Source organism: Neptunomonas sp. XY-337 (assembly GCF_004959845.1).
Lineage (GTDB): Bacteria > Pseudomonadota > Gammaproteobacteria > Pseudomonadales > Balneatricaceae > Neptunomonas > Neptunomonas marina.
The window spans coordinates 15061-39294 of sequence record NZ_SPLL01000010.1 but is presented as its reverse complement, the minus strand read 5'-3'; the positions used below and the strand labels follow the sequence as shown (position 1 = coordinate 39294).

22 protein-coding genes are annotated in these 24234 nt (G+C 51.3%); 8 read left to right on the top strand and 14 right to left on the bottom strand.

The features are described from left to right. Position 1 precedes the first annotated feature (1 nt). The 6 genes from infB (at position 2) to E4L36_RS17370 (ending at position 7960) form a co-directional block, all read left to right on the top strand. Entirely contained in the window at positions 2–2554 is a 2553-nt protein-coding gene (gene infB, locus E4L36_RS17395; RefSeq protein WP_136681629.1) for a translation initiation factor IF-2, read from the top strand. 8 nt (positions 2555–2562) lie between these two features. Then, positions 2563–2958, top strand: coding sequence for a 30S ribosome-binding factor RbfA (gene rbfA / locus E4L36_RS17390; protein ID WP_127696015.1), 396 nt, complete (start codon positions 2563–2565; stop codon positions 2956–2958). Positions 2959–2963: 5 nt separating this feature from the next. Then, a complete protein-coding gene (truB, locus tag E4L36_RS17385; protein ID WP_136681628.1) occupies positions 2964–3926 on the top strand; it encodes a tRNA pseudouridine(55) synthase TruB in 963 nt (320 codons plus the stop codon). Between the two features lie 108 nt (positions 3927–4034). Further along, entirely contained in the window at positions 4035–4301 is a 267-nt protein-coding gene (gene rpsO / locus E4L36_RS17380; RefSeq protein ID WP_136681627.1) for a 30S ribosomal protein S15, read from the top strand. A 191-nt stretch (positions 4302–4492) separates the two neighbouring features. Beyond that, the gene (gene pnp, locus E4L36_RS17375) at positions 4493–6598 is read left to right on the top strand and encodes a polyribonucleotide nucleotidyltransferase (RefSeq protein ID WP_136681626.1); all 2106 of its coding nucleotides are present in this window, start codon (positions 4493–4495) and stop codon (positions 6596–6598) included. Between the two features lie 147 nt (positions 6599–6745). Further along, a complete protein-coding gene (locus E4L36_RS17370; RefSeq protein WP_136681625.1) occupies positions 6746–7960 on the top strand; it encodes an NnrS family protein in 1215 nt (404 codons plus the stop codon). 1 nt (position 7961) lies between these two features. Here the strand turns inward: E4L36_RS17370 and E4L36_RS17365 are convergent, their stop codons facing one another. Together E4L36_RS17365 and rsuA are read right to left on the bottom strand one after the other, a co-directional pair. Beyond that, positions 7962–8996, bottom strand: coding sequence for a methyltransferase (locus E4L36_RS17365; protein ID WP_136681624.1), 1035 nt, complete (start codon positions 8994–8996; stop codon positions 7962–7964). Beyond that, on the bottom strand, positions 8993–9691 hold the full coding sequence (gene rsuA, locus E4L36_RS17360) for a 16S rRNA pseudouridine(516) synthase RsuA (protein ID WP_136681623.1): 699 nt from the start codon (positions 9689–9691) through the stop codon (positions 8993–8995). The genes E4L36_RS17365 and rsuA overlap by 4 nt, the downstream gene beginning before the upstream one ends. A gap of 114 nt (positions 9692–9805) precedes the next feature. Here rsuA and E4L36_RS17355 point away from each other — a divergent pair, with 114 nt between their 5' ends. Beyond that, a complete protein-coding gene (locus E4L36_RS17355) occupies positions 9806–10645 on the top strand; it encodes a 6-carboxytetrahydropterin synthase (protein ID WP_136681622.1) in 840 nt (279 codons plus the stop codon). Between the two features lie 63 nt (positions 10646–10708). Here E4L36_RS17355 and E4L36_RS17350 read toward each other — a convergent pair whose 3' ends face one another. From E4L36_RS17350 to dksA, 10 genes are all read right to left on the bottom strand, one after another. Then, positions 10709–11890, bottom strand: a complete 1182-nt coding sequence (locus E4L36_RS17350) for an acetyl-CoA C-acetyltransferase (RefSeq protein WP_127696031.1) — start codon at positions 11888–11890, stop codon at positions 10709–10711. Positions 11891–12129: 239 nt separating this feature from the next. Continuing rightward, a complete protein-coding gene (gene panC, locus E4L36_RS17345; RefSeq protein ID WP_136681621.1) occupies positions 12130–12978 on the bottom strand; it encodes a pantoate--beta-alanine ligase in 849 nt (282 codons plus the stop codon). Positions 12979–12983: 5 nt separating this feature from the next. After that, positions 12984–13778 (bottom strand): 3-methyl-2-oxobutanoate hydroxymethyltransferase, encoded by a 795-nt coding sequence (gene panB / locus E4L36_RS17340; protein WP_136681620.1) that lies wholly within the window; start codon positions 13776–13778, stop codon positions 12984–12986. A gap of 43 nt (positions 13779–13821) precedes the next feature. Further along, positions 13822–14322, bottom strand: a complete 501-nt coding sequence (gene folK / locus E4L36_RS17335; protein WP_136681619.1) for a 2-amino-4-hydroxy-6-hydroxymethyldihydropteridine diphosphokinase — start codon at positions 14320–14322, stop codon at positions 13822–13824. After that, on the bottom strand, positions 14297–15760 hold the full coding sequence (pcnB, locus tag E4L36_RS17330) for a polynucleotide adenylyltransferase PcnB (protein WP_136681618.1): 1464 nt from the start codon (positions 15758–15760) through the stop codon (positions 14297–14299). The genes folK and pcnB overlap by 26 nt, the downstream gene beginning before the upstream one ends. Positions 15761–16220: 460 nt before the next feature. After that, positions 16221–17627, bottom strand: coding sequence for a sigma-54 dependent transcriptional regulator (locus E4L36_RS17325; RefSeq protein WP_127696041.1), 1407 nt, complete (start codon positions 17625–17627; stop codon positions 16221–16223). A gap of 6 nt (positions 17628–17633) precedes the next feature. Next, the gene (locus tag E4L36_RS17320) at positions 17634–20549 is read right to left on the bottom strand and encodes an ATP-binding protein (protein ID WP_136681617.1); all 2916 of its coding nucleotides are present in this window, start codon (positions 20547–20549) and stop codon (positions 17634–17636) included. Continuing rightward, positions 20546–20716 (bottom strand): hypothetical protein, encoded by a 171-nt coding sequence (locus E4L36_RS17860; protein WP_164847154.1) that lies wholly within the window; start codon positions 20714–20716, stop codon positions 20546–20548. Before E4L36_RS17860 ends, E4L36_RS17320 begins: the two co-directional genes overlap by 4 nt. Before the next feature lie 2 nt (positions 20717–20718). Beyond that, positions 20719–21588 (bottom strand): tRNA glutamyl-Q(34) synthetase GluQRS, encoded by an 870-nt coding sequence (gene gluQRS / locus E4L36_RS17315; protein ID WP_136681616.1) that lies wholly within the window; start codon positions 21586–21588, stop codon positions 20719–20721. Between the two features lie 60 nt (positions 21589–21648). Beyond that, positions 21649–22080: an RNA polymerase-binding protein DksA gene (gene dksA / locus E4L36_RS17310; RefSeq protein WP_127696047.1), complete on the bottom strand. Its 432-nt coding sequence runs from the start codon at positions 22078–22080 to the stop codon at positions 21649–21651. A 267-nt stretch (positions 22081–22347) separates the two neighbouring features. Here dksA and E4L36_RS17305 point away from each other — a divergent pair, with 267 nt between their 5' ends. Beyond that, positions 22348–23508, top strand: a complete 1161-nt coding sequence (locus E4L36_RS17305; RefSeq protein WP_136681615.1) for a pyridoxal phosphate-dependent aminotransferase — start codon at positions 22348–22350, stop codon at positions 23506–23508. On the opposite strand, the gene E4L36_RS17300 is transcribed toward E4L36_RS17305, so the two are convergent. Both E4L36_RS17300 and E4L36_RS17295 read right to left on the bottom strand, forming a co-directional pair. Continuing rightward, on the bottom strand, positions 23505–23837 hold the full coding sequence (locus tag E4L36_RS17300; RefSeq protein WP_136681614.1) for a Rieske (2Fe-2S) protein: 333 nt from the start codon (positions 23835–23837) through the stop codon (positions 23505–23507). The two genes, E4L36_RS17305 and E4L36_RS17300, sit on opposite strands and share 4 nt — an antisense overlap. A 110-nt stretch (positions 23838–23947) precedes the next feature. After that, positions 23948–24234: hypothetical protein (locus E4L36_RS17295; protein ID WP_206064612.1), on the bottom strand; the 287-nt coding region annotated here is incomplete at its 5' end.

Below are 24234 nucleotides of genomic sequence, written 5' to 3'. Positions count from 1 at the left end.
TATGGCAGAAGTCACAGTAAAACAACTTGCCGATGTGGTTGGTGTTCCCGTTGAGCGTTTGATGACGCAGATGCAGGAAGCCGGCATAGAAGGAAAGAACGAAAGTTCCAGTGTGACGGATAGTGAGCGTCAAACACTGTTAGCGCATCTGAAACGCTCGCATGGTGAAGCGGAAGAAAGTGTTGCTTCACCTAAAAAGATCACTTTAAAGCGCAAGACGACATCTCAGCTCAAAGTAGCGGGTGCCTCGGGTAAAAAGAAAACAGTCAATGTTGAAGTACGTAAAACGCGCACATACGTTAAACGTTCTGAGATAGAGGCTGATGAAGGTGCGGTGGCGCAAGCTGCAGAAGAGCAAGCGCGCAAAGAAGCGGAAGAGCAAGCGCGTCAAGCGGCTGAAGAGCAAACTCGCTTAGAAGCTGAGCAGCGTGAAAAAGAGGAAGCAGCGCGTCAAGCAGAGGAAGCTGCTCGTCAGAATGAAGAAGCAGCACGTCGCGCAGCCGAGGAAGCTGCCCGCAAGGCTGAAGAAAACAAGGCTAAAGCGGAAGCTGAAGCCAAGGCTAAGGCACAAGTGGAAGAAAAAGCGAAGGCTGAAAAGCAAACTCGAGGCAATGACGCTTCGAAGAAAACGTACCGTAACGAAGATAAAAAACCGGGCCGTAACCAAGGGCGTGGTAATGGCCGCTCTGACGGTGATCGCCGTGGCGGAAAGCTCTCTCGTAACAGCAATGCGAAACAGGCGCGTAAGACGCCAAAAGTAGCCAATGCGCATGGTTTCAATGAGCCGCAAGCACCGAAGGTGCATGAGGTATCCATCCCTGAAAGCATCACGGTTGCAGAACTGGCGAAGAAGATGTCAGTGAAAGCGGCAGAAGTGATCAAGGTCATGTTCAAAATGGGTGCGATGGCAACCATTAACCAAGTGATTGACCAAGATACAGCAACGCTCGTTGTAGAAGAGATGGGCCATGTTGCGAAGCCGTTGCAGGAGAATGCGATTGAAGAGGAACTGATGGATAGCATCCAAGCAGTTCAAGGCGAATCCAAAGGCCGTGCTCCGATCGTTACAGTCATGGGACACGTTGACCATGGTAAAACTTCCCTGCTCGACTACATCCGTTCAACGCGGGTAGCATCAGGCGAGTCTGGCGGCATCACGCAGCACATTGGTGCTTACCATGTAGAAACAGATAATGGCATGGTAACCTTCCTTGATACACCGGGCCACGCAGCCTTCACAGCGATGCGTGCGCGTGGTGCTAAGCTGACCGATATCGTTATCCTAGTTGTTGCAGCAGACGACGGTGTTATGCCGCAGACTGAAGAAGCGATTCAGCACGCGAAAGCCGCTGGTGTGCCTTTGGTTATCGCAGTTAACAAGGTTGATAAAGAGGAAGCTGACCCTGATCGCGTGAAGAACGAGCTAGCGCAGCGCGACGTTATCCCTGAAGACTGGGGTGGTGATGTACAGTTTGTGCACGTATCAGCGAAAACGGGCCAAGGTATCGACGAACTGCTAGAAGCCGTATTGTTGCAAGCCGAAGTTCTTGAGCTAACGGCTGTGCCATCTGCTCCAGGTCAAGGTGTTGTTGTTGAGTCTCGTCTTGATAAGGGTCGTGGTTCTGTAGCGACATTGTTGGTACAAAACGGCACCATGAAGAAAGGCGATATTGTTCTGGCAGGTCTGCACTATGGCCGTGTCCGTGCGATGATCGACGAGAACGGTAAGCCTGTTAACTCTGCAGGTCCAGCGATTCCGGTTGAGATTCAAGGCCTAGATGGTACTCCAGAAGCGGGTGAAGAGTTCACGGTGGTTTCTAATGAGAAGAAAGCACGTGAAGTTGCACTGTTCCGCCAAGGCAAATATCGCGAAGTTAAGTTGGCTCGCCAACAAGCATCTAAGCTTGAAAACCTGTTTGCCAACATGCAAGCGGGTGATGTTAAGAACTTGAACATCGTTTTGAAAGCGGACGTACGTGGCTCGCTAGAAGCCCTGACGCATGCTCTTGAGGACCTATCCACCGACGAAGTGAAGGTGGTTATTGTATCCAGTGGTGTTGGTGGTATCTCCGAAACTGAGGCGAACTTGGCGCTGGCATCATCTGCACTGTTGGTAGGTTTCAACGTGCGTGCGGATGCTCAGGCGAAGTCGATTATCGACCGTGAAGGCCTGCAGCTGCGTTACTATAGCGTGATCTATGACATCATCGATGACGTGAAGCAGGCGATGTCTGGTCTGTTGTCTCCAGAGTTCCGTGAAGAGATCGTGGGTGTTGCTGAAGTTCGCGATGTATTCCGATCACCAAAACTGGGTCTGGTAGCTGGTTGTATGGTGACCGAGGGTACGGTATTCCGTAACAAGCGCATCCGTGTACTACGTGATAACGTCGTTATCTATGAAGGTGAGCTTGAATCACTGCGTCGTTTCAAAGATGCCGTTAACGAAGTCCGTCAAGGTATGGAGTGTGGTATCGGTGTGAAAAACTACAACGACGTTAAAGTTGGCGATCAGATTGAGGTTTACTCAACGATCGAAGTTCAACGAACACTGTAAGAGCGAGTATGGCACGCGAATTTAGTCGTACCCAACGAATTGCTGAGCAGGTCCAGCGCGACCTTGCTCAGTTGATTCAATTTGAAGTCAAAGATCCTCGTATGGGGATGGTGACAATCAGCCATGTCAAAGTAACCAAAGATCTTGGTTATGCGGATGTCTATGTGACAGTGATGCCGCTTGGCGACCAAGACGAGGCGGAGTCCATCGCCGCTTCTTTGCATGTATTGCGTCAAGCATCGGGCTTTCTGCGTCGTGAGTTAGCACGCCAAATTAAACTTCGTGTTATGCCGCAGCTGCGTTTTCACTTTGATGAAAGTGTTGAACGTGGCCGCCAACTGCACAGTTTAATTGAGAAAGCTGCGCGTGAGCTGCGCGAAAAAGAACGCACTGACGAGGAGTAACGTCCGTGGCAAGGCGTCGTAAAGGCCGTCCTGTGGACGGCATTTTTTTGCTTGATAAACCTCAAGGCGTAAGTTCAAACGGTATTCTGCAACGAGTGAAGCGTATCTATGATGCAGCGAAAGCAGGCCATACCGGTGCGCTTGACCCGTTAGCTACGGGTATGTTGCCGATCACATTTGGTGAAGCGACTAAGTTCTCCCAGTTTCTTCTTGATGCGAATAAACGCTATATCACCACAGCAAAGCTTGGCATTCGTACGGATACCAGTGATGCGGATGGTGAAGTGATTGCAACCGCAGATGTACCCAAGCTTGAGTTGTCGGAGCTGCGCAAACTGCTGGATCAGCACTTCACTGGCGAGATTGAGCAGGTGCCATCGATGTACTCTGCACTTAAGCATCAAGGTCAGCCACTCTATAAGCTTGCTAGAGCCGGTAAAACAGTCGAGGTGAAACCGCGTCGTGTGACAGTTTTTCAGATCGATATTCTTGATCTGCGTGACGATGAGGTGGACTTCGATATTCGCTGTTCTAAAGGCACTTATATCCGCTCTATCGTTGAAGATTTAGGTTTGCTGTTAAGCTGTGGTGCTCACGTAAAAATGCTCCGCAGACTAGACTCCGGACCGTATCGTGCGGAGCAGATGCTGACGATTGATCAACTCGAAAGTTTGGCCGCACCAAAAGCTGACAATGAGTCAGTCGAAAGCATACAAATGCGCTTAGATGCGCTATTATTAGCGCCTTGGAGTGCTATTGAAGATGCGCCTGTGGTTCAGCTGGATCAGCTAGCAACAGAGCGGCTACTTAATGGTATTGCAGCCGATGTATCCGCCGCTCCTTGCGAGCTGGTACGGATCGAAAACGGTACCACCGGCCAGTTTCTTGGTATCGGTGAAGTGACCGACGAAGGCAAACTAAAATCAAAGCGGTTGTTGTCTACGCAGACAGCACCGAAGTCATTTTGAGCAGTGTGCTCAAACATGGCGCTGCACTGAAAATATGCTCGGTTCAGCGCGTCTATTAATCCGGCGATGAATGAATAATCGTCTGCATATTACATTGGAGAAAATACAATGCTTACAGCTGAACAAAAAGCTCAAATCGTTGCTGATTTCGCACGTAGCGAAGGCGATACTGGTTCTACAGAAGTTCAAGTTGCACTGCTAAGTGCTAACATCGAAGGTTTGCAGGGCCACTTCAAAGCGCACAAGCACGATCACCACTCTCGTCGTGGTTTGATCCGCATGGTTAACCAACGTCGTAAGTTGTTGGACTACCTGAAGCGCAAAGACGCTGACCGTTACCTTGCTTTGATCGGTCGTTTGGGACTGCGTCGCTAAGTGAGTTTCTCCAGAGGCCATACATTGTGTGGCCTCTGCTTTTTTGGCCCCGTAAAGGCGTAACGTTTCGACCCGCCTGTACTCATTTGTGTTTCGTTAGCTACTGAATACAAATGAGTACTGGCTAGCATGATGGTATGAAACAGACGTACTTGACGGGATCATTTTTCAAAATTTAGAAGGAGATAATCGTGCAAGCGATTACAAAAACATTTGAATTTGGTGGTCAAACCGTCACATTAGAAACAGGCCGTGTTGCACGTCAGGCAACAGGTGCGGTCTTAGTCACCATGGGAGAGAACCAAGTACTGTGTACGGTGGTTGGTGCAAAAGACGCTAACCCGGGTCAGGACTTCTTCCCACTGTCTGTTCACTACCAAGAGAAATACTACGCGGTAGGCCGTATCCCTGGTGGTTTCTTCAAGCGCGAAGCTCGTCCGTCTGAGAAAGAGACACTGACGTCACGTTTGATCGATCGCCCAATCCGTCCACTTTTCCCGAAAGGTTTCATGAACGAAGTGCAGGTGATCTGTACGGTGATGTCTGCGGATAAGGTAAATGATCCTGATATCGCTGCTATGCTGGGTACATCTGCAGCACTGGCGATCTCTGGTATTCCTTTCCTTGGCCCAATCGGTGCGGCACGTGTCGGCTTTACTGAAGACGAGGGTTACCTACTTAACCCAAGCTACGAGAAGCTAGCTGAGTCTGAGCTGGACATGGTCGTTGCTGGTACGTCTGATGCGGTCTTGATGGTTGAATCTGAAGCACAAGAGCTGACAGAAGATGAGATGCTTGGTGCGGTATTGTTTGCTCATGCTGAGATGCAAGTAGCAATCAACGCGATCAACGAGTTGAAAGCCGAAGCGGGTAAAACGGCTTGGGAATGGGAAGCTCCAGCGAAAAACGAAACGCTGATCGCTCAGGTACAAGAGCTAGTGGGTGCAGGTATCACTGAAGCATACCAAGTGGCTGATAAAATGCAGCGTCAGGCGGCATTGTCTGATCTGCGTAGCAAAGCTGTTGCGGCATTAGCGGGTGATGAAGAAGGCCAACCATCTGAGAAAGAAGTTTCTGCGGTGGTAGGTTCTGTTGAGAAAGCGACAGTTCGTCAGCGCATCGTTAACGGTGAGCCACGTATCGACGGTCGAGACACGAAAACTGTACGTGGTATCAATGTTGAGATTGATCTGCTGAAAGGTACGCACGGTTCTGCGCTATTTACACGTGGTGAAACGCAGTCTATCGCTACCTGTACTCTGGGTACTGCACGTGATGCTCAAATCATCGATGCTCTAGAAGGTGAGCGTAAAGATCCATTTATGCTGCACTACAACTTCCCTCCATATTCGGTAGGTGAAGCGGGCCGTATGGGTGCGACGGGTCGTCGTGAGATTGGTCATGGCCGTTTGGCGCGTCGTGGTGTTGCAGCGGTACTGCCAACACAAGAAGAGTTCCCATACACGATCCGTATTGTCTCTGAGATCACAGAATCTAACGGTTCTAGCTCAATGGCATCTGTATGTGGCGCGTCACTTTCTATGATGGATGCTGGTGTACCGTTGAAAGCGCCGGTTGCCGGTATCGCAATGGGCTTGGTGAAAGAAGCCGACCAATTTGCAGTACTAACCGATATCCTAGGCGATGAAGATCACCTAGGCGACATGGACTTTAAAGTAGCTGGTACTGAGCAGGGTATTACTGCACTGCAGATGGATATCAAGATCACAGGTATCACTGAAGAGATCATGGAGATCGCACTTGAGCAAGCGTTCGAAGCGCGTGTTCACATCTTGAAAGAGATGGCGAAGGTAATCGGTTACGCACGCCCTGAGCTGCCAGACAATGCACCAGCGATGACGCAGCTGAAGATCAACCCAGAGAAGATTCGTGACGTTATCGGTAAAGGCGGCGCAACAATTCGCAGCCTAACTGAAGAAACTGGCGCGATGATCGATATCGACGACGACGGTACAGTACGCATCTACGCTGCCGATAAAGCAGCAGCGAAAGAAGCGACTGATCGTGTTATCGCAATCACTGCCGAAGCTGAAGTTGGCAAAATCTACGAAGGTAAAGTTGTTCGCATCGAAGAGTTTGGTGCATTCGTGAACATCCTGCCGGGTAAAGATGGTTTGGTTCACATCTCGCAAATCGCTAACAAGCGCGTTGAGAAAGTGACTGACTACATCAATATGGACGATGTTGTTAAGGTTAAAGTGTTGGAAGTTGACCCACGCGGTCGTATCAAACTTTCCATGAAAGACCTGATTGAAGACGAATCAGTAGACAACTAAGCAACACGCTCTGAAAAAGCCCTCCTTGTGAGGGCTTTTTTGTTGTGTGTGATATGCGGATGTATCGTAATTTTTGATGAATCTTGCGATTTGTTAAGGTTTTTTATGGCGTCAGTATCGATCATAACCCTTCGTTAGGAGGTTGCTATGTCGTTTGTTTTCTTCGAAAGCCAACCCAAATCCTTTTTGGGGGTGTTACTTAGCAATGGTTTTCGGCCATTGTTTCTGTGTGTTGGGCTTGCTGGCCTGCTACTCATTGCGCTTTGGATTCCTCTGTTTGCTGGCCACATTACGTTACCTTTGGGTATGTCATCGATACTGTGGCACGCTCACGAGATGCTGTTTGGTTTTGTCGGCGCGGCCATGGGTGGCTTTTTGTTGGCGGCGGTGTCGAAATGGACGGGGCGTTTTCCCGTGAGCGGCGGTGCGCTGGCGCTCTTGGTGGTGCTATGGATGAGCGGGCGCATCGCCATGTTGCTCTCTGGAACATGGCCGGCATGGTTAGTCGCTACGGTTGATGTCAGCTACGGGTTTTGTCTCGCGGCGCTGGTGGGGCGAGAGATCATAGCGTCAGGTAATCGCCGCAATTATAAAGTTATTGTGCTACTGCTTGTTTTCGCCGCGTTGAATGTCGTGTTTCACCGCGCCTTAGCTTTGCCTGAGTGGGATCCAAATATCGCCATCAGGGGCGCTGTGATGCAGGTCTGTATGATGCTCTCGCTGATTGGTGGGCGCATTACACCGGCATTTACACGTAACTATCTTATAAAGCAAAACCCGGCGTTAACCTTGGCGCCAGCGGCTTTTGGTCGTTTGGATATTGCCGCAACGCTGACTTTGTTAGCCGCCGCGCTCAGTTGGATCGCACTGCCCACCGCTGTATTTTCCGCCTACTTACTTATGATCGCAGGCCTATTGCAGATAATGCGCCTTGTGCGCTGGAAAGGTTGGCTAGCTTTGGATGAGCCGTTGTTGTGGATATTGCACCTAGGATTTGTCTGGTTAGGGCTGGGTCTTGTGCTACTCGGCGCCGGTGTACTGGATAGTTCACTTGGGTCCGTAGGCTTTCACGGTTTAGGTATCGGCGCTATGGCGTCGATGATTTTGGGGGTGGCCTCGCGTGCAGCACTGGGTCATACCCAGCGTCCGCTAGTGGCAGGTAAGTTGATGACAGTGGCCTTTATGCTATTAAGCGGCGCAGCGGTATTGCGGATTCTCGCATCGCTGTTGGCTGCTTCGCTATACTGGCCGCTGTTGTATGGTGCTGCGTTGCTATGGCTAGCCGGCATGTTGCTGTTCTGTATCCGCTATGTGCCGATTCTAGTGAAGCCTGCACCGAGCTGGCGCTACCCCGGAGCATAGATTAACGGGGTTGGCGTAGCCTAATCAGTTTGAAGTGCTCGGTTACAACGGGTGTGGAGATCTCTTGGAAGTAGGGTTGCGCCTTGCGTTCAAGCCCGATATGTAAGTTGGTGACAAAAATCGCCACGCCTTCGGGGGTGAGGTGTCGAGCAGCACTTTGAATAAACCGCTCAGTCAGGTCGCCACTGACACCAAAGCCACTATGAAACGGTGGATTGCAGATAACGGCATCAAAGCGGGATTCAATACTCTTGCCACAGTCGGAGGCGATAACCTCGCCAAGCGTATTGAACTGCGCGAAGTTCTCCCAGCAAGCTGCCACAGCCGCCGCGTTGTTGTCTGTGGCGCTGACATGTGCACCGAGTAAACGATGGCTATGTAAGCTTAGGTAGCCGTAGCCACAGCCAAGGTCCAAGAGTGATTTGATCTCCACCCCTGCGCTTAGCGTGCGTAAGTGTTCGACAAGCAAAGCGCTGCCTTTATCGATCTTATCCCAGCCAAATACGCCAGGCTTGCTCCAGAAGTGAAAGCTCTCATCGCGAGGGGCTTGGCGTAGGGTGAGATAGTCTTGGTCGTCCAGCGGCGTGAATTGGTTAATCGTTACGGCAGCGGCCCATGTTTGTTTATCTGCTTTCCAACTGTCTGCGCTGCTATGTGCCGCTTTTGCCGCCCGATCAATAAAGCCTTTGATTCCCTCCTGCTTCATGCCTGTGATGATCAACTTGCCATTAGCGACTAATTTCGCTGCCGCTTGATTGATCAGGTGGTGGGCACGCGCTTTCTCTTTCGGGATGCGTATAAGGGCTGTGTGGTAGTGATTAGCCGTGACACTTTCTAAACCGTCGCAGAAATCGCACTGCCAGCCACGTTCAGTTAGGCCTTGGTAGATATCAAAGCGGTTAGTGAACGCATGGATTGAGGGATTAACCGCGGGTAGTGTTTCGAAGTCAAGGTTGTCGTCTACCAACCATAGAGCGGGTGCGCTGATTTGGCGAAACTCGTCAAACAATAGAGCGAAGGCGCTATCTCGGCTCATGCAACCACCCGCTCAATCTCTTCTTGCGTGAGTGGGCGATATTCACCAGGCAGCAGCTCTTCATCGAGATCGATGCTGCCAATGCGGTCGCGATGTAGTTCCACAACGCGATTGCCAATAGCGGCAAACATACGTTTCACCTGATGATAGCGTCCCTCAGTCAGTGTGAGGTAGGCCTCGTGGCTCGCTAGAAGCTCGAGCGCAGCGGGCTTGGTGGGCTCTTTCTCGCCCTGCAGCAAGATGCCAGTGGCGAAGGTGTCAATCGCCTCCTCAGGAATCGGGTCGGCGGTCACCACGTGATAGCGTTTGCTGCATTGGTGGCGCGGCGATGTAATCTTATGGGACCACTGTCCGTCATCTGTAATCAGCACAAGCCCTGTGGTATCCACATCTAAGCGACCCGCCAAGTGCAACTCTTCCGGGCGGACTTCATCGATTAGCAAGCCGTTAATGGTTGGGTGCGTGCCGTCATCACTTGAGCAAACATAACCCTGAGGCTTGTAGAGCATGAAGTAACGTGGTTTAGGTGCAGATATCTCGCGATCATCCAAGGTGACCACATCATCTTCGCTGAGCTTGTAGCTGCTATCACGCAGCGCCTTGCCGTTCACTTCGACGCGGTCTTTATGCATCATGCGCTTGATATCTTTACGGGAAAAACCAGTGGATTGAGAAAGGTATTTATCGATGCGCATGAGCTGTTTGTCTCGCCTTGAAAAAGCGCCATTATAGCGCTTTTGTCAGCGTAAATGCTGCCTTTGTAGTCAATTCCGAGTAGAATAGTCGGCTTCTAATTGAGGCGGAATATCGTGAAACTTTTTGTTAACAACTTAACCAATATCGACTTCTCTTATCTGCATACTGAGCGCGGCTTGATGGGTGAATCTTGGCTGGTACAGCTGCAGCTAGATGGTGCTTTGAATGACCAAGGGATGATCTGTGATTTTGGGATCGTTAAGAAAGTTGTTAAGGAGTGGATGGATACGTTTGCGGACCACGTCTTGCTGGTGCCTGTGGGCAGTGATCAAGCTGATTTGCAATATCATGACCAGCAAGCGCAGCTTACTTGGCACTATAAAGAGGGCGAAGCTTTGGTTTGTCAGTCGCCAGCGCAAGCGATCATCGCCGTCGAAACACCTGAAATTACGCCGCAAAGTTTGGCTCAGTGGTGTGAGGCTAAGCTTAAAGCGCTTTTTCCTGATGAGGTAAAGGGGCTTAAGTTGCGCTTTATTGCAGAGCCCGAGCAGGGCGCTTTCTATCACTATAGCCATGGTTTACAGCAGCACGAGGGTAACTGCCAGCGTATCGCCCACGGCCATCGCTCGCAATTGCACATCTACCGCAATGGGCAGCGCGATAGCCTGTTAGAGCGCGAATGGGCAGAGCGTTGGCAAGATATCTATTTGGGGACGACGGCTCACCGCCAACCAGACCCTAAGCCGGGTGTACATACATACTGTTATAAGGCACCTCAAGGGCAGTTCGAGCTGTCTTTACCGGCGAGCCGCTGCTATGACCTCGACACTGAGACAACGGTTGAGTTGATCGCTGAGCACCTAGCAGAGCAAGTGAAGGCAGCCTTTCCGGATGACTCGATTGAAGTGCACGCGTTCGAAGGGATTGGCAAAGGCGCCATCTCTGTTCGCTGATTCGCAGGCAAAAAAAACCGCAGTTAAGACTGCGGTTTTTTATATGGGTCATCGAGAGCCAGTTTAGTCGCGCTCAATCGCCAAAGAGGTTCCCATACCACCGCCGATACATAGCGTAGCCATGCCTTTTTTCGCATCGCGGCGGCCCATCTCATGAATGAGAGAGACTAAAATACGGCAGCCTGATGCACCAATTGGGTGGCCCAGTGCAATTGCGCCGCCGTTGACGTTAACGATATCGGTATTCCAGCCTAGCTCTTTATTCACAGACATCGCCTGTGCAGCGAATGCTTCGTTGGCTTCAACGAGGTCTAGGTCGTTGATGCTCCAACCGGCTTTCTCTAGCGCTTTTTGAGTCGCGCAGATTGGGCCTGTACCCATGATTGCTGGATCAACACCCGCAGAAGCGTAAGCGCTAATACGTGCTAGAACAGGTAAACCAAGCTCAGCTGCTTTGTCTGCAGAGCATACGATAACCGCCGCTGCGCCATCGTTGATGGTTGATGCGTTACCCGCTGTGACAGTGCCATCTTTTTTGAAGGCTGGGCGCAGTTTCGCCAGCGCATCAACCGTACAGCCAAAACGCGGTTGCTCGTCAGTGTCGAACACAACCGGATCGCCTTTGCGCTGCGGGATCACGACTGGGATGATCTCATCTTTGAACTTACCAGCCGTCACAGCCGCTTCAGCTTTGTTTTGAGATGCAGTGGCAAAGGTGTCTTGCTCTTCACGTGAGAAACCGTATTTCTCAACGATGTTCTCCGTTGTAATGCCCATATGGTAGTTGTTGAACGCGTCCCATAGGCCATCGGTGATCATGGTATCGACCATTTTCCAGTCACCCATGCGTGCGCCGTTACGTGAGTTTGGCAATACGTGAGGTGATTGGCTCATGTTCTCTTGGCCACCTGCGATGATGATGTCAGCATCGCCGCAGCGGATCGCTTGCGCTGCCATCTGCACGGCTTTTAGACCTGAACCGCAGACTTTGTTGATAGTGAGAGCAGAAACTTCCTGTGGAATACCTGCATTGATAAGCGCTTGACGTGCTGGGTTTTGGCCACAACCTGCGGTCAATACTTGGCCGAGGATCACCTCATCGATTTGAGCTGGGTCGATCTTCGTCTGCTCTAGCAAGCCTTTGAGTACAGTTGCGCCAAGATCCGATGCGGAAACTTTTGCCAACGATCCATTGAATGCTCCGACCGCTGTACGTCCAGCGGCAACAATAACGACATCACGCATGTTTTTGCCTCATTTCAAACAAGTTCTATGGTCCCTAAAAAGGGTGAGTGTATGAAGAATAAGTGACTCAATTATTGCGAAGTGCAAAAACATCCGAGTCCATACTATTCGACCTACCGCTATGTTGCAGTGCAACAAGACGCTCAGTTTGCGGTAGAGACGTGTCTATTGCAAGTCTCTGAAGCTTATCAGTGACTCACAATAGACGTTAGCAAGGCCCTTATGGAGAGGGAAGGGGACTAAAGGTTAACGACCTGATTGTCGAGTAGGCGGGCAGGTCCCATATAAGCGGCGGCTAGAATAACCAGCTGTTGGTCGTTCTCATTCGCAGGAAGTAGGTCAGACTGGCGCACGATCACGAAATAGTCGCGCTTAAAGCCAACCTCTTCGAGCTGCTTTTGAGCACTTTCTTCTAGCTCCGTGTAGTGGCGATGACCAGCGACAATTGCGTCATGAGTACGCTTCAGCACTTGATTAAGAGCGGTAGCACGCTCCATCTCGTCAGCATTGAGGTACCCATTACGGGAGCTGAGTGCTAAGCCCGCCTCATTGCGCACGATGGGAGAACCCTGAATTTCAATAGGCAGACTTAGGTCTCTTGTCATGCGGCGGATAACGTAGAGCTGCTGGTAGTCTTTCTCGCCAAAGACGGCGATATCAGGCTGCACCATACCAAACAGTTTGCAAACAATGGTGGCAACGCCTTGGAAGTGACCAGGGCGGCTCGCGCCACAGTAGAGGTCTGAAACCTCGGGTACTTCAACCATGGTTTGCTTTTCGCGTCCGTCTGGATAGACCTCCGCCTCGGTGGGGGCGAACAGGTAGTGACAGCCTGCAGCAATCAACTTTTGCTGATCATCAGCTAGCGTGCGTGGGTACTTATCGAGATCTTCACCGGCTGCGAATTGCAGCGGGTTTACAAAGATTGTCGCGACAACAATATCGGACTCTTCCAGTGCCTGCTCAACAAGAGCGATGTGCCCTGCATGCAGGTTTCCCATAGTGGGAACGAGACCAATACGCTTGCCAGCGGCACGTTCAGCCGCCAGCACGCTACGGAGCTGTTCCGTTGAGTGAAATGTTTGCATAGGACTTATTCGAAGCTGTGTTCTGCTTGAGGGAAACTCCCCTCTTTGACCGCTGTAGCGTAGGCTACGAGCGCTTCTTGGACTGAGCTAGCATCTGCCATGAAGTTTTTGACAAACTTCGGCGAGCGGCCTGGCGTTAAACCTAGCATGTCATGCAGGACGAGTACTTGAGCATCTGTTTGTGCTCCGGCACCGATACCGATAACCGGGATGTCTACAGCTTGCGTGACTTCCTCAGCCAACAGCGATGGCACGCACTCTAGCAGTAGTAGGCTGGCGCCTGCTTGCTCTAAACGCACGGCGTCTTCGATCATCTGCTTGGCGCTATCGCGATCACGCCCTTGGACTTTGTAACCCCCTAGCTTGTTAACGGCTTGTGGAGTTAGTCCTAAATGGACGCAAGTTGGGACGCCGCGCTCAGATAGCAGCGTTACGCTTTCGGCCAGCCAAGCACCGCCCTCAAGCTTGACGATGTGAGCACCTGCTTGCATTAATTGCGCGGCGTTTTCCATCGTTTGCTCAGGCGTGGCATAGCTCATAAACGGCAGGTCAGCCATCACCATAGAGCCTTGGTTACCACGGGCAACACAAGCCGTGTGATATGCCATCTCTTCCATTGTAACCGGTAGGGTACTGTCTTGGCCTTGTAGAACCATACCCAGAGAATCGCCTACCAGAATCACCTCTACCCCAGCTTCGCTAACGGCGTGCGCGAAACACGCGTCATATGCCGTAAGTACAGCGAATTTCTCACCTGCTTTCTTGCAAGCGGATAATGTATGTAATGTGACTTTGTTCATAGGCAACTCAAATCTGTTTTAGAAAAGCTAATTTCGTAAGTGATTATACCGATATCTTCTCGAGTGTGCCCACAGGGCATGCTACTAATAGATCACTTATTGGCCGCTGAGGGGGGAAGATTAACTCGCTATTAATCTCTGCCATTGGCCAAAGCACGAAGTTACGCTGGGTCGCGAATGGGTGAGGTACTTGTAAACGCTCAGTATCTATCACCGCATCGCCGAAGAGAATAATATCGAGATCAAGCGTCCTTGGGCCCCAGTGTTGTTTACGTATCCGGCGGTGCTGTTGCTCTATCGCTTGCAAGGCATCCAAGAGCTGCTCAGGCGCGAGTGTCGTTTCGAGCAGCGCGACAGCGTTAATAAAGTCGGGCTGGTCTTGAGGTCCGACTGGATCGGACCGGTAGATGCTCGATTGAGCAAGGAGTGTGCAATGGGGGAGCTGGGCAAGCTCCGCAAAAGCACGCGTCACTTGCGCAATAGGGTCATCTAAATTGCTGCCTAAGCCGATATAGCACTTATGATGTTTTGTTTCTTGGGTCATTTTTTGCTCTGCTGCGACGGCGTGGCTTGCGAGGCGAGCGTGCGCCCTTGTCGGTAGGAATGGCGTTCACCATCTCCTCTTTACGCTCACTGTTAGCCGATTGAAACTCTGTCCACCACTCACCTAAGTTGTCTAGGGACTCACCGCTTTGTTCGCGCAGGAGCAAAAGGTCATACGCTGCGCGAAAGCGCGGATGATCGAGCGTCTGTTGGGCTCGCTTACCATGGCGTCTCGGTAGGCGCAGCTGTAATTCCCAAATCTCTCGGATCGGCGTAGAGAAACGGCGTGGAATCGCTGTGCGTTTTACCTGCTCAGCTAAAACATCGTTCGCAGCGGCATGCAGGGCTGCCAGCACCGGCATCTTGCTATCCGCATCGCGCAGCGCTTGCATCCGTGTTTGCAGTGGGTGCCAGAGCATGGTCGCGTATAAAAAGGCTGGCGTAACACTCTTACGTTGATTGATGCGGCGGTCGGTATTTTTCAGACCGGCAACAATCAGCGACTCCACTAAACCGCTATCGTCTTGCTGAAGCGCAGCTTCAACGCCCGGTAAGAGTTGTACGAAAAGATCGTACTCTCTTAATAGTGTAAATGAACCTACGGCATGTCCAGATTGGAACAGTTTCAGCACTTCGTCAAATAGGCGTGCAGGGGCGATACCTTGTAGCAAACCCGACAGTTCGCGGATAGGTGTTTCAGTTTGAGGCTCGATGGAAAACTTCAGTTTCGCGGCAAAGCGAATAGCGCGAAGCATGCGCACAGGGTCTTCACGATAGCGGCTTTCTGGGTCGCCAATCATGCGGATTTTCTTAGCGTTTAAATCCTCATAGCCTTGCGTGAAGTCATAAATTTTGTGGCTGTTAACGCAGTAGTACAACGCATTGATGGTGAAATCGCGGCGAATGGCATCGTCTTCAATCGAGCCGTAAACGTTGTCACGCAGGATTAAACCAGAATCAGCTTGTTTACCATGGTTGTCGCTTTGCTTCTTCGCACTGTCATGATCTGCTCGGAAAGTTGCAACTTCGATAATTTCACGACCAAAGCGCACATGGAGTAGTTTGAAACGGCGGCCAATCAAACGTGAGCGTTTAAACAGCTCGTGAGCTTGCTCAGGGTGTGCGCTGGTCGCGACATCAAAATCCTTAGGACGCTTCTTTAACAAGAGGTCGCGAATACAACCACCCACTAAATAGGCTTCATGGCCTTGGTCTGTTAAGCGATAGACCACTTTTGTGGCGTTATCGTCCAGAAACTTGCGGCGAATTTGATGGATATCTTCAGGTATCACAACCGCGCCATTGGCAAGCGTCTCTATTACGTTCGTCTTCTCGACTGCATCAGCTTTGGGTGCTGGTGGGCGGACGGTGGCTTCGGTTTGAGAGGTGCGTTTCTGGCTAAGAAAGCCCGTAATTTTCTGAATTAAACGCTTCGGCATGTTTAAGACTTATCCGCTTACAATTTGAATGGCGCGCATCATAACACTGAAAAGGGGGGACAGTAAGCGCAGAGAAGATAATCGAATAAGTGAAATAAGAAAGGAGATGTAGAGCTGATCGCGAGCTGTAAGTAGCCTAACCCTATTGTTATTATTTTGCCGGATGTTGTGTTTACTTCATCTGGCGATCAGCACTGTTTAAGCCTCATTTTTATTATTATTCGAGGTAGTTAACTTTCCGACACGCTGCCTATTTTTATTTTTATTAATGGTTTGTGTTTAAAAGTCTGATTTTTGTTGTTTGTACACCATAGATAAAGCAGTTGGTGTGCCAGTTTTTTTAAGCTTTTGTTTTTTAAGGTTTTTATTTTTTTTGGTGCTTTTTCTTATCTATGCTACGCACGGTAACGTAACAAAATGTTTCCAAAGGTAACACTTTGGGTAACAGTGTTACCGAGTGTTACCCCTTCGGTTTGCGTGGAATTCCCAGCTTTTGGCGGCGCTCCCACAAGCACTTACGGCTGACGCCCAGCTTTTTAGCAAGCTCGGTTTCACTCATTTGGTCTTGATGCTCAAGCACAAAGCGTTGGAAGTAGTCATCTAGTGATAATCCCTGCTGAGGTTGGCGTTGTGCGCCGGCATTCACCACTTGCTCTTGCTGTGGCTCATGCTCGACGAAACGAGATTCTAGTTGGTCCAGCGTGAGTTTAGCGTCGATATCTAGGCCGAGTAGGTCCGGTGTGATGCTATTTGTGTCTGCGAGGATCACGGCCCGCTCGATCGCGTTTTCAAGTTCGCGCACGTTGCCCGGCCAGTTGTACGCCAGCATCATGGCGCGGCTCTCTGGGCTGAGCGAAAGGGTAGGGCAGGCCATGCGCTCGCAGGCATCTGCCAAAAACTTTTCGGCCAGTTCAATGATGTCTTCACCGCGATTGCGCAAAGGGGGCATCTTCAGCTCCATAACGTAAAGCCGATAATAAAGGTCCTCACGGAACTCGCCAGCACGTGCCAGCTCTTTCAGATTCCGATGGGTGGCCGCTATCAAGCGAACATTGACCTTCTTCGACTGTACTGAGCCAACTTTGCGAATCTCGCTTTCCTGTAAGAAGCGTAACAAGCGTGCTTGGGCTTCTAATGGCAACTCGCCTATCTCATCCAGGAAAAGCGTACCGCCATCAGCCGCTTCAATCAGACCGCTGCGTGCGCTATTGGCGCCGGTAAATGAGCCTTTTTCGTGACCGAACAGCTCTGATTCGATCAGCGTTTCAGGGATCGCAGCGCAGTTTACCGAGATCATGGGTGCTTGAGCTCGTGGGCTTTGATCATGAATAGCGCGTGCGGCCAGCTCTTTACCTGTGCCTGACTCACCTAAAATCAGTACGGTCGCGTCAGTGCGCGCGACTTTAGCGATGCGGCCAAATAGCGCCTGCATCGGCTCGCACTGGCCGATGAAGGGTAGGTTATGACTCGGTTCGACACTGCTGCTGTCTGCTGCTGGTGTCTCTACAGGTTCTTCAGACGCCGTTGCGAGTAGCGCTGCGATGGTTTCCAGCATCTCGTCATGGTTGAACGGTTTGGCGATATAGTCCTTAGCGCCGAGCTTCATGGCATCAACGGCGGAGCGCATGCTGCCATAGCTGGTCATGATCAGTACGGGTACGTGACCGGCTAGCTTGATCAGGTCCGTGCCAGGTGCGCCTGGTAATCGAAGATCACTGATGATGAGGTCAAAATCTGTGAGTGAAAATTGCGCAACGGCCTCGTCTACGGCGCCGGCGTCACTCACGTCATAGTTATGTTTTTCTAACAGGCGCCGAAGCGCAGAGCGGATGACTTGTTCATCCTCTACAATCAGAATGCGGCTCATGGTTAACTACCTACTCTCCAAAACACGACCTGTTTCCGGTCTGGAGCCCGGTAAGGTGATTAACACCTGTGTGCCTTTGTTCTGCTTCTTATTGGCGGGGCTTATTAATTCAATACTACCATAATGTTCAGTGAGAATATTGTACACCAATGGTAGACCCAAGCCGGTACCTTTTCCGGGTTCTTTGGTGGTAAAGAACGGCTCGAATATCTTATCTTTTGCTTCTGAGGGGATACCAGCGCCTTCATCTGTAATCGAGAGCTTTACGCGTTGATCCTGAGACTCGGCCCGAATCCAAATGGTGCTTTTGGCCGGTGATGCATCGCAGGCGTTATTGAGCACATTCACCAGCACTTGGAGAATCAACTGAGGATCACCGTCGATCTCTAGCTCTCCTCCTAATAGTTTGATGAACTGCTGGTCTCGTGCGTGCGAATCAAGCGAGACAAGGTGCACCGCCTCATCGATCGCATCATTTAGTGAGAAACGTTCAAACTGCACATCATTGATGGTTTGGCCGGTATGCGCAAAGCGCACTAACGATTGCACAATACGGCTGATGCGTTTGGTTTGCTCGATGATCTCATCACCGGTGTGCAGAATTTCGGGGTCATCGGTCTCTAGAGATAAGTTTTGCGCGAGGCAAGCGATCCCTGTCACAGGGTTACCAATCTCGTGGGCAACACCCGCGGCAAAGCGGCCAATGGAGGATAAGCGCTCACTATGAGCGAGGCGATCAGTGAGCAAATGCTGCTCTGTGCCATCTTCGACCAACACAACGATCGAGCTATCAGGGCTGTCTGAAAGCGGGCTTTTATGCAATGTTAACCAATAGCTGTGGCCTTCAACCATCACTTCGCGCTCGGTGGTGTGATTGTCCTCTTCCTCGATAAAGCTGGGCAGAAGTTCATTCCATGGCGCGGGCAAGTCGCTTAGAGCGCGGTCTGTGGTCGCGTGTGGTGCCAGCCCCGTTAGCTTTGCCATCTCATTGTTCCAAAAGAGGATGTGCTGTGATGGGGCGATGGTAAATGCGCCGATAGGGAGCTTTTCTAGCGTAGTCCGGTGGTAGCGGCGCAGCTCGTCTAGCTCGACCGCAAGGCCGCTGAGTCGTGCTTGGTAAGTCTCTAAGTGAGTTTCCAGTAAGTGGATATCACGGGCTTGGAATGACTTCTCAGAAGAGCTTTTACTCAAGGGCTCTAAAATAGTCGCTGCTTCAACGGGGCCGATAAGCGCAGATAAGTTTTGTTCCAGTGTGTTACGCAGGCGCAGTAAATCAAGTGGTGCTAAGTGCTCGCGATCAACTCCTAGGCGTTGCAGCGCATGGTGAAGTTCCCGTCGGGCTGCGCCCTCGCCAAGCTTGGGTGTCAGGATGTGAATAACATCGTTTGGCGTGAAAGAGGGGCGCTGGATCTCGCGGGGGGAGTCCATCGTGTTAAGCAAACAGGATTCGGCTGCGCGCGCCTCATCTGGATGTGGCTTTGAAATGCGTGAAATCACAACAAAGAGCAGTGTATTGATCACCAGTGCAAAGATGGCCGATGACTCCCAGTTAAGCTCATCAATCCCGACATCTTTTAGTGCTGCTGGATAGAAGGTCGTGATCATCCAACTGGCCATACCGGCTAGCAGGCCGCTGATGAAGCCGAGGCGAGTCGCACCCAGCCAAAAGAGTATCGCGATTAAACCTGGTAAAAACTGTAGGAACGCGACGAAAGCACTCAGGCCCAGCAGCTTAGGCTCTAGGTGCACGCCCACTTTGGTGTAGAAAAGGAAGCTTGCAAAAATGACTGCGAGAATAAGGGCGCGCCTTAGCCAGAGCAGCCAAGAATAAAAGCGAATATTTTCGGGGGTATCGGCAAAGGGCAAGATAACGTGGTTTTGCAGCATGGAAGCTAGCGAAATCGCTGCAACGATAATGATGCCGCTGGCGGCTGATAATCCTCCCATCAGGGCGAGCACGATCATCCAATCTTGGTGCATTAGATAGCCGATGTTAAACAGCAGCAACGAGGAAGATTCCATAATCCCCAGCTCATAGCCGGCAAATACGATAATCGGTACACACAGCGCTAGCAGCAGCAGATAGAGTGGCATGCCCCAAGAGGCCTTGTGTAAGCTCTCCGCTGAGCGGTTCTCAGTAAAGGCAAGATGGAACATATGTGGCATGGCTAGTGTTGAGGTAAAGAATGCCATTAAGAGAGTACGCCATGTTGAGCCTTCGCCACCGGCTTGGATGTTCTCAATAAAGTGGGCGTTTGTATGAATCCACTCCACTGTTGCGGCTGGCCCGTTGAGCACTTCCCACAGCAGATAGCCAGCGATGCCCAGTAGCGCGCCAAGCTTGAAAACAGAGTTTGCGGCGATAGCCATCACCAAGCCTCGATTACGAGATCGCATGGAAGGGTGCCGGGCGCCAAACAGCAACGCAAAGAGCGCGATTAAAAGACAAAAGGCAGTGGCGATCTCGAGCGTTGAAAACTCATTATTTAGCTGATGGAGCACATCCGCGATGGCCTGGATCTGGATCGAAATCAGGGGCAATGTGGCGAGAAACAGCACGCAGGTGGTGAGGGTGCCAACGAAGCCGCTGCGAAAGCGAAAAGCAAATAGATCGGCTAGCGAGCTGAGTTTGTATCGGTTAGTGATATGGAAAATAGGGATAAACAGCACCGGCGCCAATAAAAAAGCAGCGCTGCCACCTAAATATGATGATAGAAACTGTAAACCATCCGTTTCGATGGTCGCGAATGCACCATAAAAGGTCCATATACTGGCATAGGCGCCAAAAGATAACGTATGAACCCACGGGTGCTGAGCGATGCGCCTAGGGATAATTTCCCGCTCAGATGCGTAAGCGATTCCAAACAACACCAGTAGATAAACAGTAACAATCAGAAATAGGCCTGCGACTGAAAAGTTCATAGGTCCTCCCTTCGCAGCTCCGCGAGTACGACAATAACGATGAAGAATAGCCAGCAGCCAAATGTCATCACCAGGGCGTGATCAAGCGCCAGCCACCACTCAAAAATGGCGGGTAAAAACAGCCAGCATGCCATGATGATCAATAAAATGGCGCGATGGGAATACACAGCTAAACCCCCGGCCATGCCATGGCAGCGCGCTTAGGAATACGCTCCATTGACCAGTGTTCCGTTGCCCAGCGCAACTGCGCTTGAGGCGCTGCGCGCAACAATGATTCGGGCAGAGGGTGTCCAAGAAATGCCAGTGCGGCAGCGATCTGCTCGCTGACACTGGAGGGATCAAGGGGTTTGGCTAAGTTCTGCTTGCTTAACTTTTGGCCGCTGGCAGTGGTGACGATGGGAATATGGGCATAGCTGGGTGTTTGGTAATGAAGCGCTTGTTGGAGCAGAATCTGCTTGGCGGTTTCGTCGATGAGGTCATAGCCGCGCACCACATGCGTTATGCCAGCAGCGGCATCATCGACAACGACTGCAAGGTGGTAGGCCCATAGTGCATCGCGACGGCGCAATAGGAAGTCTTCAATACTGGCTGGGGCATGTGTCCGTTTGCCCTGAATAGCGTCGTGCCAGATTAGCTCAGCATTGGAGGAGATAAAGCGCACTGCACCGCCGGTATGCTGCTGGGTGCGGCAAAACCGATCATAACCAACGCCTGCATGCCGTTGCGCAACCATTTTGCGTGAACAGGTGCAGTAGTAGCAACACTGGTTTTCCTGCAGCTGGTGGAGTGCTGTTTCATAGCGCAGGTGATGATTGCTCTGGTGGCTGATCTCACCATCCCACTCCAAACCAAAGGCGCTGAGAGTTTCAGGGATGCGGTGGATGGCTGCGGGTACAGAGCGAGGTGGGTCGATATCTTCAATGCGAAGTAGCCACTTGCCTTGGTGATGGCGAGCATCAAGGAAGCTTGCGAGCGCAGCAAGCAAAGAGCCGAAGTGGAGCGGGCCCGTCGGCGAAGGCGCAAAACGTCCTATATACATACGTATCGAGAGGGCAAACCGGTGCGTGTTACCGAACTTGCCCTTAGGTTAGCAAGCGTCTTAGGAGCCGACTTGCTTCTCTTTAATTTCAGCAAGTGTTTTGCAATCGATGCACATGGTTGCTGTAGGTCGAGCTTCTAGACGACGAATCCCGATCTCGATACCGCAAGTTTCGCAGTAGCCGTAGTCGTCTTCATCGATGCTTTCCATCGCCTCGTTGATCTTCTTGATCAGCTTACGCTCCCGATCACGGGTACGTAGTTCAAGGCTGAATTCCTCTTCCTGACTAGCACGATCACTCGGATCGGCAAAGTTGGCAGCTTCTTCTTGGAGGTGATGAATGGTGCTATCCACCTCTTCCATCAACTGCTGCTTCCATGTCGTCAGAATTTGGCGGAAATGGTCCTTTTGAGCTTCATTCATGTATTCCTCACCTTCAGCCGGGTTGTATGGCTCAAAGTGACTGAACTGTGATTCGTTAGTGTTTGGCATAGCGTGCCTCACTTCTCCGAAATTGCTTAGATCATCAGCGATCTGCAATTCAATACCGTTAAATTCCAAGACTTCCAGAAAATGGAAGGTTGGAGAAATTACCAGAACACCTTAGTTTAGGCTAGCCCTGTTTGGCAAAAAATAAAGGGAGAATTAACCGCTGCTCGGTTCCACTTCGTGACCACGCGAGGGTGATATTTAGTGTTGGGGAGGAACAATAGGGGTAGTTATGTATAATGGCGCATTAACCTAAAGTAGGAGTAAATAATGGATAGTCGATGGACTGGACGGGCCCGTGAAATCGAATCTTTCAAAGTGATGGATCTACTCAAGCGCGCCAAAGAGCTGGATGCTCAGGGTCATGATGTGGTGCATATGGAAGCAGGTGAGCCTGATTTCGGCACAGCGCCCAGCGTGCGCGAGGCGGCTCACCGCGCAATTGATCAAGGCCTCACACAGTATACTCCTGCTGCTGGTATTCCTGAGCTGCGCCAAGCGATCGCAACGTTTTATAAGCAGCGCTACAACCTAGACATACCTGCTGAGCGAGTTGTGGTGACCTCGGGTGCTTCTGGGGCGCTACTGATGATGTTCGGTTTGCTGGCGGACCCCGGCACGACCTTTATGATGAGTGACCCTGGCTATCCGTGTAACCGCCAATTTTTGCGGATGATGGAGGCGCGTGCGCAGCTCATCCCAGTGAGCGCCGACGATAACTTTCAGCTGACGCCCGCCATGATCGAGGCCCAGTGGCAGGCAAATACTGCGGGTGTGTTGATGGCATCACCGGCTAACCCAACCGGCTCGGTACTATCGAAAGAGGAGCTTAAAGGTATCTCTGCCGCTGTAAAGCAGCAGGGGGGCACCTTAGTAGTTGACGAGCTCTACCATGGCCTGACATATGGTTTTGATGCCAGCAGTGTGCTCGAAGTTGACCCTGATGCGTTTGTGTTAAATAGCTTCTCTAAGTATTTCGGTATGACGGGCTGGCGCTTGGGTTGGATTGTCGCGCCAGAAGCAGCCGTTCCAGAGCTTGAGAAGCTGGCGCAAAACCTCTATATCTCGCCACCGACAGTTTCCCAATACGCAGCTTTGGCTGCGTTCGAACCGGATTCCATCGCTGAATTTGAGCGTCGTCGAGCCGAGTTTGCTCAGCGCCGGGATCTTTTGGTTAACGGGCTGCGTGAGCTTGGTTTTGGTATTCCGCTAATGCCAGAGGGAGCTTTTTATGTATACGCGGATGCTTCCCACCTAACGGATGATACGTACAGCTACTGCTTTTCGCTGTTAGAAGAGGATCACGTTGCGGTGACGCCCGGTTTAGATTTTGGTACCTACCGAGCGAATCAGTTTATCCGCTTCTCCTACACCACCGGGCTGGATCGTATTGAGCTGGCGTTAGAGCGTTTGCGCAAGCGTATCGGCTAGCTGATTACCTCGGGCAGCTCGACCCATAGCTGCCCATCTTTCAGGGTGCACGCCAACGCTGTCAGTTTCTCGCCCGGACAGGGGCCAGCAATGCACTCACCGTTCTCTATTGAGAAGAGTGCGCCGTGGGTGGCGCACTGAATAAAGTTACGCTCGTAATCGAGAAACTGATCCGGTTGCCATTCGAGACGAATGCCACGGTGCGGGCAGTTGTTCAGATAAGCGAAGAAATCGCCACCTTGATTTACCACAAACAGCGCATGTGCCTCGACCTCGAATCCCTTGGCGCTGCCTGCTGCGATGTCGGTTGCTTTACAGAGCTGATGCATAGTGTGCGATTTACTCCTATTTGAACAATTGATCTGGCGCGTATAATAGCAACTTCATCTTAACTTATGGATACGCCTGCTTGTGTTGCAGCCTTACCGTTGGCTTTCTGTTATTGCGCTATCTGGTGCTGCTCATTGGGGAGCGGCAACTTGGCTGGCGGATTTTGTGAGCAGCGAGCAGGCAGTATCAAGCGCCGCTCCCATTGCGCTGCATTTAAACGCGCAGGCGGAAAATAACGCTTCACATTCCGCCGCGAACACACACACTGCGCAACCGCAACCGCAACCGCAACCGCAACCGCAACCGCAACCGCAACCGCAACCGCAACCGCAACCGCAACCGCAACCGCAACCGCAACCGCAACCGCAACCGCAACCGCAACCGCAACCGCAACCG

Excerpts from the sequence above, each read along its gene's own strand:
- dksA (WP_127696047.1), bottom strand. The coding sequence starts at position 22,080 with ATGCCAAACACTAACGAATCACAGTTCAGTCACTTTGAGCCATACAAC.
- infB (WP_136681629.1), top strand. The coding sequence starts at position 2 with ATGGCAGAAGTCACAGTAAAACAACTTGCCGATGTGGTTGGTGTTCCC.
- rpsO (WP_136681627.1), top strand. The coding sequence starts at position 4,035 with ATGCTTACAGCTGAACAAAAAGCTCAAATCGTTGCTGATTTCGCACGT.
- E4L36_RS17325 (WP_127696041.1), bottom strand. The coding sequence starts at position 17,627 with ATGAGCCGCATTCTGATTGTAGAGGATGAACAAGTCATCCGCTCTGCG.
- E4L36_RS17370 (WP_136681625.1), top strand. The coding sequence starts at position 6,746 with ATGTCGTTTGTTTTCTTCGAAAGCCAACCCAAATCCTTTTTGGGGGTG.
- panC (WP_136681621.1), bottom strand. The coding sequence starts at position 12,978 with ATGCAAACATTTCACTCAACGGAACAGCTCCGTAGCGTGCTGGCGGCT.
- rbfA (WP_127696015.1), top strand. The coding sequence starts at position 2,563 with ATGGCACGCGAATTTAGTCGTACCCAACGAATTGCTGAGCAGGTCCAG.
- E4L36_RS17350 (WP_127696031.1), bottom strand. The coding sequence starts at position 11,890 with ATGCGTGATGTCGTTATTGTTGCCGCTGGACGTACAGCGGTCGGAGCA.
- panB (WP_136681620.1), bottom strand. The coding sequence starts at position 13,778 with ATGAACAAAGTCACATTACATACATTATCCGCTTGCAAGAAAGCAGGT.
- E4L36_RS17365 (WP_136681624.1), bottom strand. The coding sequence starts at position 8,996 with ATGAGCCGAGATAGCGCCTTCGCTCTATTGTTTGACGAGTTTCGCCAA.
- E4L36_RS17320 (WP_136681617.1), bottom strand. The coding sequence starts at position 20,549 with ATGAACTTTTCAGTCGCAGGCCTATTTCTGATTGTTACTGTTTATCTA.
- rsuA (WP_136681623.1), bottom strand. The coding sequence starts at position 9,691 with ATGCGCATCGATAAATACCTTTCTCAATCCACTGGTTTTTCCCGTAAA.
- E4L36_RS17300 (WP_136681614.1), bottom strand. The coding sequence starts at position 23,837 with ATGCATCAGCTCTGTAAAGCAACCGACATCGCAGCAGGCAGCGCCAAG.
- folK (WP_136681619.1), bottom strand. The coding sequence starts at position 14,322 with ATGACCCAAGAAACAAAACATCATAAGTGCTATATCGGCTTAGGCAGC.
- pcnB (WP_136681618.1), bottom strand. The coding sequence starts at position 15,760 with ATGCCGAAGCGTTTAATTCAGAAAATTACGGGCTTTCTTAGCCAGAAA.
- E4L36_RS17305 (WP_136681615.1), top strand. The coding sequence starts at position 22,348 with ATGGATAGTCGATGGACTGGACGGGCCCGTGAAATCGAATCTTTCAAA.
- gluQRS (WP_136681616.1), bottom strand. The coding sequence starts at position 21,588 with ATGTATATAGGACGTTTTGCGCCTTCGCCGACGGGCCCGCTCCACTTC.